Below are 9,196 nucleotides of genomic sequence, written 5' to 3'. Positions count from 1 at the left end.
CGGTGGTCGGGACCGAATTCGCTCCTGCCGCAATCGGAGTCCGGCACGGGTTCCACGCCAGGCACGGCAGGCTGCCGCAGCCGCTCGCCTACAGCCCGGACGGCGACACCCTCGCCATCGGCAGCGACGACGGCGGCGTGCTGATCTGCGACGCCGAGACCGGGCTGCCGCTGCGCACGCTGCAGGGGCATCGCAACCGCTCGTTCGCCGTCGCCTACGCCGGATCCGTGCTGATCAGCGGGTCGAGCGACGGCACCGTCCGCATCTGGGACGTGGCGACCGGCGAGTCGCGCCGAATCCTGCACGGGCACAGCGAATGGCCGTGGCCGGTCATGTTGAACGGCGCGGGCGACCTGCTCGCCACCGGCGACGCGGCGGGGGTACTGCGGCTGTGGTCGCTGCCGGGCGGCGACCTGCGGCACGAGTGTGTGCCCGCGGACGGCAGCCGAGAGCTGATCTACAGCTTGGCCTTTCACGAGGGCGTGGTCGCCGCGGCCTATCGCGACGGCAAGGTCCGGCTGTGGGACACCGAGAGTGGCCGGGTGCGCGGCGAATTCGTCGGGGCGCCGGGCTCGGTGTTCCGGGTCGCGTTCGATCCGACCGGTCGTCTGCTCGCGGCCGGTGACGTGCGCGGCCTGGTCGCGCTGTGGGATCCGGTGCGCTGCACGCTGGTTCGCGAGCTTCCCGGGCACACCGGCCGGGTGTACACGCTGGCGTTCCATCCCACGCTGCCGCTGCTGGCCAGCGGCGACACCGATGGGGGACTGCGGGTCTGGGACGTCGAGACCGGCTCGACGAGGTACGCGCCGTCCGACCACAACGCGGCCGTCTACTGGGTCGCCTTCGATCCGGCCGGTGACCTGCTCGCCTCCGGCGACAGCGCGGGCCTGCTCTGCCTGCGCGACAGCGCGACGGGTGAAGTGCGGCACCGGATCACCGCGCACACGGGCTCGATCTGGCCGTTCGCCTTCCGGCCGGACGGCGGCCAGCTCGCCGTCACCGACGACCAATTCACCACGCGGCTCTGGGATCCCGTGACGGGCGTGTGCAGGCACGTGCTCACCGGGCACGGCAGGCAGGTGCGGTCGGTGACCTTCAACGCCGACGGCACGCTGCTCGCGACCGCCGGGAACGACGGGTTGGTACGGCTGTGGGATCCGGTGAGCGCCAAGCAGATCCGTCGCCTCGCCGGCAGCGAGGATCGGCTCGTCACCTTCGAGTCCGCGCTGTTCAGCCGCGTGCAGCCGCAGCAGCTCGCGGTGGTGGGCAACGACGGCAGGCTGAGCCTGCTCGACCTCGATTCCGACCGGTTCCAACGGCACATCAAGGTGAAGGTCGCGCCGATCTGGGCGATCGCCTTCGACCCGACGGACGACTTCGTCGCCACCGCGAACGACGACGACACGGTGATCATCTGGAGCCGGACCACCGGCGCGCTGCACATGGTCTGCGCCGAGCACTACGGTCGCGTGCGGTCCATCGCGTTCAACGCCGACGGCACCAAGATGGCCACCGGCTGCGACGACTCCACGGTGCGGCTCTGGGACGTCGAATCCGGCAGGCTCCTGCGGGAATTCGCCGGCCACCGCGATCGGGTCTACGCGGTGGTCTTCCACGGCGACCGCCTCGCGAGTGTCTCCTGGGACATGACCGTACGCATCTGGGACGTGGAAACCGGTGCGAGCCTGCACGAATTGACCCGGCACACCGGGCGGCTGTGGGCGGCGGCGGTCGATCCGCACAGCGGCATCCTGGCAACCGGCGGCGAGGATCTCGTGATCCGCCTGTGGGACATGGCAACCGGGCGGCACCTGCACACGATGGAGGGACACAAGCGGCAGGTGTGGTCGCTGGCCTTCCACCCGTCCGGACGGCTGCTGGCCAGCGGCGGGGACGACGGCAACGCCATCCTGTGGACGGTGCCCGGTGGCGACTATCCGGACCCGGCGACCGCGCCGACCATCCGGGCGGAGCTGCTCGGGCTCCCCGAGGGGTGGGCGGCGCTCGCACCAGACGGGCGCTACAAGTTCGAAGGCAATATCGCCGGGCAGTTCTGGCATGTGATCGGCGTGTCGCGGTTCGAGTCCGGTGAGCTGGATCCGTACCTGCCCGAGGTCGCGCAGCTGCCCTTGGACGCGCCCTTCTGAAACGGGCGGTGGGAGGCGGATCGTCGCTCGCGGTGCAGGTTCAGGGTTCGGCGCCGTCGCGGGCACGGGGCAATGCCTCCCAAACCTCTTGCGGCGTCGGCGAAGCCGTATACGGCCGAGTCGTTCGACCATCCGCCGAAGTCGTTGGAGATGATGCCGAGCCGGAGCGGAACGGCCTTCGAGATCACTGCCCGGGTCGGACGCTCTCAGGTCGGCCCGCGCGTCGGCATCAGACAGTAGACTCGTGCTATAGGCGAGACCCTGCGGCGATGGTGCGACCGAGGAGGGATAGTCGATGGAACAGACGACCTGCCTGGTGGTCGGGGGTGGCCCCGCCGGAATGATCCTCGGACTGCTACTCGCCAGGGCCGGGGTCGAGGTGACCGTCCTGGAGAAGCACAAGGACTTCCTGCGCGACTTCCGCGGCGACACCGTGCATCCCACGACCCTCGATCTGCTCGACGAGCTCGGCCTCGGCGAGGAGTTCGCGAAACTGCCCGCGCGCAAACTGGAGCAGGTGCAGCTGGCGACCGCCAACGGCCTGCAGACCTTCGCGTCGCTGAAAGATCTACCGGGCAAACACAAATACATCGCGATGGTGCCGCAGTGGGACCTGCTCGATCTGCTCGCGCGGTCCGCCGAGGCGGAGCCGAGCTTCCACCTGCGGATGAATACCCAAGCGACCGAACTGCTTTGGTCGGAGGGCAAGGTCACCGGCGTCGCCTATCGGACCGTGGACGGCGGCACGGGCGAGATCCGCGCCGATCTCACCGTCGCCTGCGACGGGCGCGGTTCGGTGCTGCGGTCGGCGGCGGGCCTGGCCACGCGGAGCTGGCCGACGCCGATGGACGTGTGGTGGTTCCGCCTGCCGCGCAACGAGACCGACCCGGCGGGAGCCGTCCCGGTCGTCACGGCCCACCGTGCCGCGGTGCTGCTCGACCGCGGCGACTACTGGCAGTGCGCCACGCTCATCGCCAAGGGCACCGACGAGGTCGCGCGGCGCGGCCCGGTCGACGAGATCATGCGCACGATGGCCGACTCGGTCTCCTGGCTCCGCGACCGCGTCGACGCGCTCGCCGACTGGGACGAGGTGAAACTGCTCGACGTTCAGCTCGACCGGTTGACCACCTGGTACACCGACGGACTGCTGTGCATCGGCGACGCCGCGCACGCCATGTCACCGGTCGGCGGCGTCGGCATCAACCTGGCCGTGCAGGACGCCGTCGCGGCCGCGAGAATCCTTTCTGCCCCGCTGCTCTCAAAGTCTGTCAGCACGCGCGACTTAGCCAAGGTGCAGCGCCGCCGCACGCTGCCGACCGTGGTGACCCAGGGCATGCAGCGCCTGCTGCACGCGCGGGTGATCCGCCCGGCGCTCGCGGGCGGCATCAATATCGCCGGCTCGCCCGACGCGCCGCTGGGGGTGCGGGTCTACCGGCGAATCCCCGTGGTGCGCAGCATTCCACCGTTCCTGGTCGCCCGTGGCATCCTGCCCGAGCACGCCCCGGACTTCGCTCGTCGCGGGGGCACCGCCTGACGCCATCCCGGTCGCGGTGGTGCCACCGGCGGCCGGGGCATGGCAAATAACGGCATTCGTTCAGATGACATTCTCGCTAGCGTTGTGCCCGCACAACGTACACAGCGAAAGGTGTTGTCGATGAAGCATTTTGGGACTACCACACTGGTCGCGGGCGCGGCGATCGTCGGCGCGGTGTTCGCGGCCGGGCCGGCGTCGGCGGGTCAGGGCCTCCCGTTGGAGCCGTCGACCGACGCGCAGTCGGTGATGGACATCTCGCCGTCCGGGTCGGCGAACTCGCTGGCGTCGGGATCGGCGTGGCTGCCGTGCCTGCTCGGCCAGAAGTCGACGTTCTGCAACTACGTTGGCTGATCCCGGGCCTGTGCCGTTCGGCTGAGCCTGGTCCGGTGCCGTGTTCCGGTACCGGCGTATGCCCTGTATCGACGTCCCACACGGCGCTGTTGGAGGTCGAATCGCGAGTTCGGGCTCGTGCGGCGATGACCTGCGCGCCGCGCTGTGCCCGCGCCGGTCACCTCGACCGCGGGCAGGAGGCCGTCCGCGTTGTCGTCGCCGGTGTCGGCTTGTCGTCCACTTTGCCAGGCGACGGTCCGGCCCCGATGCATCGGCCGGACCGCAGTTCTCGGATGCGTGCCGGGACGTCGGACGCGACCCGGCGAGCGTGACCAGGACCGCGACGGTCCTGGTGGACCCGGCGACGCCTACGGCGTGGATGGCCCGCTTCGTCTTCGGGAACGCCGACCGGTGCGGACTCCGACACAGGACCTGAGCGCGACTAGTCGTTCGGGCGGAGGATGAGCTTGCCCAGCGGTGCGCGGTCCTCGATCAGTTTGTGCGCGTGGGCCGCTTGGTCGAGCGGGAGGACCGCCTCGACCACCGGATCCAGGCGGCCGGTCGCGGCGCGCTGGAGGGTCGCGGTGCGGGCCTGGGCGACTCGCGCCAGCCAGTCCGGGCCCGCGCAGCCGGTGAGAGTGAGGCCGCGGGTGATCAGATCGGCGGCGCTCAGCTGGGCGGGGGCGCCGGAAAGCCAACCGTAACTGAGCATTCGGCCGCGCAGGGGTGTCATGACGTCGAGGACTTCTGCGGCGGTGGGGCCGCCGATGGAGTCGAAGACCACGTCGAGCGTTGCGCCACCGAGGATTTCGCGTAGCCGGGCGGGCCACTCGGGATCGTTGTGGTCGATCACCTCGTCGGCGCCGAACTCGCGGGCCCGCTCCGCCTTCACCGGCCCGCCCGCCGTGGCGACGACGCGGGCCGCGCCGTACTCCTTGGCGAGCTGAGTGAGGTAACCGCCGATACCCGTTGCGGCGGCCTCGATCAGCACCGTCTCGGTGCCGGTGAGCGCGGCCGTCTCCAGCAGAGGCAGCGCCACCGAGCCGCTCATCAGGACCGCGGCCGCGTCCACCGCGGACAGTCCGTCCGGGATAAGCGTCACGGAATCAGCTGGGGCGCTGACGAACTCGGCGTAGGAGCCGAAACCCATGGTGGCCACGGTGACTCGGCGGCCGAGCAGCGCGCCGTCCACGCCCGCGCCCACCTCGGTCACCACGCCCGCGGCCTGGAAACCGAAGACCAGCGGCGGCTCGACGCCGAGCGGGAACTCGCCGGAGCGCAGCTTCGTCTCCGGGAACAGCACGGGGATCGCCTCGGCGCGGATCACCACCTCGCCCGGGCCCGCCGCGGGCGCGGGGACCTCCTGAAGGACCAGCACCTCGGGGCCGCCCGTCTGTGTCATTACGATTGCCTGCATCATTAACTCCATAAGTTGACTGCTGGTCCAGTTGCCTCCGCAACGATATGGACCGGCGGTCAAGTTGTCAACGAAAGCGGGTGCGATGACTGACGGGCGTCCGAAGGAACGGGCCGACGCCGCGCGTAACCGGCGCGCCATTCTCGACGCGACCACCGCGCTGCTCGCCGAGCACGGCGCCGAGGCGATCACCATGGACCGGGTCGCCGCCGCGGCCGGGGTCGGCAAGGGCACGATCTTCCATCGCTTCGGCAATCGCGCCGGGCTGCTGCACGAGATGGTCGCCGAGAGCGCGCTCACGCTGATGGACGCCATCACCGACGGGCCGCCACCGCTGGGACCCGGCGCGCCGGCCGACGCGCGGCTGCTCGCCTATTTCGACGCGATGACGCGCCTGGTGATCGAGAACTCTGAGCTCATGGTGGCCTACCGCACGGTGCCGCCGCATCCGCGCACTGGCGAGTTCCATGCCTTCTGGGACAAGCACATCACCGCGCTGCTGCGCGAGGCGCGGCCCGATCTCGACGCCGAGGTGGTCGGCCGGTTGCTGCTGTCCTCGATCGGCGGCGAGTTGGTGCCGACCATGGTCCGGGCGGGCGAGACCGAGCGACTGCTCGCCGCGGTGCGTGAACTGGTCGAGTCGGTGCTGCGGACGCCGTGAAAGTCCTTGCGCCGCATAGCCGTGCGGTCGACGTCTCGAAATGCGTTGTGCGTCAGAACATGGCGGCGAGCATCGGGAGCGGCAGGTTGATGATGCCGTGAACCAGGAAGAGCAGCCAGGGATTTCGGTATCGCGACCAGAGGTAGCCGAGGAAGACGCCGTAGCCGCCGATGTGCACGAAGGCGGCGGCGAGGTCTACGCCGAACCCGTTGCCGCCGTGGATCACCGCGTGCCATGAGGCGAAGACGAGTGCGGTCACCAGGATCGCGGGCCAGCGCCCGACGCCGGCCTCGAGCCTCGTTTGCAGCCAGACGCGGTAGAAGATCTCCTCCAGCATCGCATTGAGGACGAACACGCCTACGACGGCGATCACGTCCGGTCGAGAACCGGTGTAGTCGTGTCCGAAGAGGGTGAACAGCGCGAGGAAGGTGAGGACGGCCGGTAGGGGGCGAAGCCATCGGCCTTCGGTGTCCACCCGGTACCACTCGTGCCAGGACGCCAGCCGGAAGATGAGCGGAACGGCAAGGAGGAGAGGCAGTTTCAGGCCGAGGAACCAGCCGTTGCCGCCGGGAGAGAGGGCGAAGCCGATCGTGAAGGCGAGCGCTAGTGCGAAGAGCCACCACGCCTGCCGGGCGGTGCGCGAATCACCCTGCGGCGGTTCGTCTTCGCGATGTTTCGGCGGAACCAGCCAGGCGGCCGCGAGCCCACCGAACACCGTCAGGCCCAGCATCCACATCGGCAGCGTGTCGTCGCTGTCGGCGGAGTAGCGCAACCCGGTGTGCCCGGTCCAGATCAGCGTCGCCACGGCGGCGGTGAACACCAGAAGCGCCGTGGCTAAGAGGAAGTCGCCGGATCTCCGCATGAATCTCACGATGCCATCGGTGGCGGGTGGGTCCTTTGCGGCGGAGGCGAATATCGGCCGAATGTCCTCCGAAAGGACGACGGCACGGCTCAATCGCCGGCCAGGATGGCCTCGAATCGTTGGTCGGCACTGTCGAGTTGGTCGAGGATGTGCTGTTTGACGTCGTCGGCCAAGGGCGTGTCGGCGCGGGTGACAAGGTCGCGGTAGACCGCGGTGAGCGGGCGATACTTGGTGGCGAGCTTGTGCATGGCCGGGCCGGTCGCGTACAGGATGCCGACACCGTTGTCGGTGAAGTCCGACAGCTTGACGATCCTGGCCCACGGGGCCCGGTCGAGGTTGGCCGCGACGTGCTCGCGGTATTGCAGATGCCGGTCGATCGACGGGTCCGGCTCGGGATTGGTGACGGCCGCGACCAGTTCGGCGACGCGCTCGCCGAAGCGGTCGGCGAGTTCGGCCAGGGCGGCGGCGGTCGGCGGGCCGGGGCGGTCGCCGGCCAGCTCCACCGGGTGGTCCTCTACGGAGTCGTGCAGCAGGCCGGCGGCGACCAGGTCGCCGTCGCGCACCCGATAGTGGCTGATGATCCGGATCGCCACGCGCAGTAGGTGATTGAGATACGGTTCGCGCCCGTAGTGATCGTCGCGGTGGAGTTCGGCGGCCAGCTCGAGCGCCTCGACCAACCGCTCGCTGTCCGGCAACTCCGCGATCTCCAGCAGTAATCGTTCGCGCAGCCCCGCCTCGCCGTAAACCTCGCTGATCGTGTGCAGCGGCATCACCGCCAGGACTCCCGCCCCAGGATTGCTCATACAGCCAATCTAATCGGACCACCTGGTCGCCGTCGCCTGGAAAATCCACCGCCGCCCACCACGCCAACAGCCGCACCCTTTCCCGACTTCCGCACCCCTTGCAGGCCCCGTAGTGGCGATGATTCGGACAAAGGGTGCGGATGCGGGCGTGGGTAGCGCGGGCCGCTGCGCCGAGCAGTTCGCGGCGGCCGGTGGATGGTGCTAACGAAATGCCCACTCTCTGCCACGTTCCGCACTGTCTGTCGGCCCACGCGGTCCCTGCGAACTCGGATGTGGGCGGTGCCGCTGGCCCTGCGCCCGGCGCACGCAGTGAAGCTGCGCACGGCCGGAACCTCGTCGAGCAGAGTCAAATGGTGCCTACTTGACCTCCGCCGACGACCATTCGACTCTGCTCGATCCGCAATAGCGCCGCGCCCCCGGCAGCTTGTGGTCTCGCGGTGGGGAGGGGTGCGGAATCCAGGTGGTCGTGGCGTACAGTCCGCGGCCTTGTGGCGGTGGTGCTTTGGTTGGTTGGAGGTCCGCCGCTGCCCGGCAGCTTCTTGTGGTCTCGCGGTCGGCCGGGCGAACAGCCGCGCTCATTGCCAAGTTCCGCACTGTCTGTCGGCCCGCGTAGTGGTTGCGGTTGTGGGAAGAGGCGCAAATTCGGGTGGGCCGTGGCTGACTGTGCGCTGCGGTTGCGGACTTCGGGATAAGGGTGCTGCACCCGGCGTAGACAGTAATGCTGAACAAGGGCACTCGCTGACGCCCGCAGGAGCGTGCGTCGAGCAGAGTCGAATGGTGCCTACTTGATCTCCGTCAACGACCATTCGACTCTGCTCGGCCAGGAGACAGCGCTAGGAGTGGGGGATGAGGGTGTTTTGTCTGGCGGCGGTCCACCAGCGGCCGTCTTCCTTGACCAGGACGTAGAGCGCGATCATCGCGTGGTCGATGTCGATGAGTTCACCGTCGGCGGTCGTCGCTCCGGCGACCTTGTGGGCGAAGGCGACGTCGGGGCGCAGGAAGGTGATGTCGGTGATCTCGTAGCGGACGTACTCGTCCTTCAGGAATCCCGCCAGCCCATGACGGTTCGCCTCCAGCAGCGCGTCGCGGCCGGTCGTCAGCGCGCCGACGGCGTTGACGACCATGGCGTTAGCGGTGAAGTCGGCGGTCATCAGCGCGGCGTCGTTGGTGTTGTACGCGGTCTCGACATTGCCGATGATCTTCTCGATCGCCGCGATGTCGGCGCTGTGGTCCACGGTCGTATCGCCGACGACCGGCGGCTCAATTGCACTCATGCCGTTCAGCTTCCAACCTCAACAAAGGTTCCGGTCAAGCCCGAGGTCTATCGTCCCGTTCACAATCGACGACCGAACGCCACCCGCTCGCAGTCGCCGAACGCCATCCGCTCGCAGTCTCCGAGTGTCATCCGCTCGCAGTCTCCGAGTGTCATCCGCTCGCAGTCG

8 protein-coding genes are annotated in these 9,196 nt (G+C 69.1%); 4 read left to right on the top strand and 4 right to left on the bottom strand.

Annotation, left to right across the window (positions count from 1 at the left end; genetic code table 11):
• The 3 genes from ON39_RS19730 to ON39_RS19720 form a co-directional block, all read left to right on the top strand.
• Positions 1 to 2,147 (top strand): WD40 repeat domain-containing protein (locus tag ON39_RS19730; RefSeq protein WP_040736437.1); only part of this gene is annotated, 2,147 nt, incomplete at its 5' end.
• Positions 2,148 to 2,442: 295 nt separating this feature from the next.
• The gene (locus tag ON39_RS19725) at positions 2,443 to 3,681 is read left to right on the top strand and encodes an FAD-dependent oxidoreductase (protein WP_040736435.1); all 1,239 of its coding nucleotides are present in this window, start codon (positions 2,443 to 2,445) and stop codon (positions 3,679 to 3,681) included.
• Between the two features lie 120 nt (positions 3,682 to 3,801).
• Positions 3,802 to 4,032: a hypothetical protein gene (locus ON39_RS19720; RefSeq protein ID WP_040736433.1), complete on the top strand. Its 231-nt coding sequence runs from the start codon at positions 3,802 to 3,804 to the stop codon at positions 4,030 to 4,032.
• Positions 4,033 to 4,453: 421 nt separating this feature from the next.
• Here the strand turns inward: ON39_RS19720 and ON39_RS19715 are convergent, their stop codons facing one another.
• Positions 4,454 to 5,413, bottom strand: a complete 960-nt coding sequence (locus ON39_RS19715; RefSeq protein WP_255219284.1) for a quinone oxidoreductase family protein — start codon at positions 5,411 to 5,413, stop codon at positions 4,454 to 4,456.
• Positions 5,414 to 5,513: 100 nt separating this feature from the next.
• Here ON39_RS19715 and ON39_RS19710 point away from each other — a divergent pair, with 100 nt between their 5' ends.
• Complete coding sequence (locus tag ON39_RS19710) at positions 5,514 to 6,089, top strand: TetR/AcrR family transcriptional regulator (RefSeq protein ID WP_040736431.1); 576 nt, start codon at positions 5,514 to 5,516, stop codon at positions 6,087 to 6,089.
• Between the two features lie 52 nt (positions 6,090 to 6,141).
• Here the strand turns inward: ON39_RS19710 and ON39_RS19705 are convergent, their stop codons facing one another.
• The 3 genes from ON39_RS19705 to ON39_RS19695 form a co-directional block, all read right to left on the bottom strand.
• The gene (locus tag ON39_RS19705) at positions 6,142 to 6,951 is read right to left on the bottom strand and encodes a CPBP family intramembrane glutamic endopeptidase (RefSeq protein WP_146251332.1); all 810 of its coding nucleotides are present in this window, start codon (positions 6,949 to 6,951) and stop codon (positions 6,142 to 6,144) included.
• An 89-nt stretch (positions 6,952 to 7,040) separates the two neighbouring features.
• Positions 7,041 to 7,754, bottom strand: a complete 714-nt coding sequence (locus ON39_RS19700) for an HD domain-containing protein (protein ID WP_040736429.1) — start codon at positions 7,752 to 7,754, stop codon at positions 7,041 to 7,043.
• A gap of 833 nt (positions 7,755 to 8,587) precedes the next feature.
• The gene (locus ON39_RS19695) at positions 8,588 to 9,028 is read right to left on the bottom strand and encodes an SgcJ/EcaC family oxidoreductase (RefSeq protein ID WP_040736427.1); all 441 of its coding nucleotides are present in this window, start codon (positions 9,026 to 9,028) and stop codon (positions 8,588 to 8,590) included.
• Positions 9,029 to 9,196: the final 168 nt, after the last annotated feature.

The organism is Nocardia tenerifensis NBRC 101015 (genome assembly GCF_000308715.1).
GTDB lineage: Bacteria > Actinomycetota > Actinomycetes > Mycobacteriales > Mycobacteriaceae > Nocardia > Nocardia tenerifensis.
Note: the sequence above shows the minus strand (reverse complement) of the source record. Positions and strands in the feature narration are given on the sequence as shown.

What these genes read in the sequence shown, in the direction of transcription:
- ON39_RS19725 (WP_040736435.1), top strand. Translation starts at nt 2,443, where the DNA reads ATGGAACAGACGACCTGCCTGGTGGTCGGGGGTGGCCCCGCCGGAATG.
- ON39_RS19720 (WP_040736433.1), top strand. Translation starts at nt 3,802, where the DNA reads ATGAAGCATTTTGGGACTACCACACTGGTCGCGGGCGCGGCGATCGTC.
- ON39_RS19715 (WP_255219284.1), bottom strand. Translation starts at nt 5,413, where the DNA reads ATGACACAGACGGGCGGCCCCGAGGTGCTGGTCCTTCAGGAGGTCCCC.
- ON39_RS19710 (WP_040736431.1), top strand. Translation starts at nt 5,514, where the DNA reads ATGACTGACGGGCGTCCGAAGGAACGGGCCGACGCCGCGCGTAACCGG.
- ON39_RS19705 (WP_146251332.1), bottom strand. Translation starts at nt 6,951, where the DNA reads ATGCGGAGATCCGGCGACTTCCTCTTAGCCACGGCGCTTCTGGTGTTC.
- ON39_RS19700 (WP_040736429.1), bottom strand. Translation starts at nt 7,754, where the DNA reads ATGAGCAATCCTGGGGCGGGAGTCCTGGCGGTGATGCCGCTGCACACG.
- ON39_RS19695 (WP_040736427.1), bottom strand. Translation starts at nt 9,028, where the DNA reads ATGAGTGCAATTGAGCCGCCGGTCGTCGGCGATACGACCGTGGACCAC.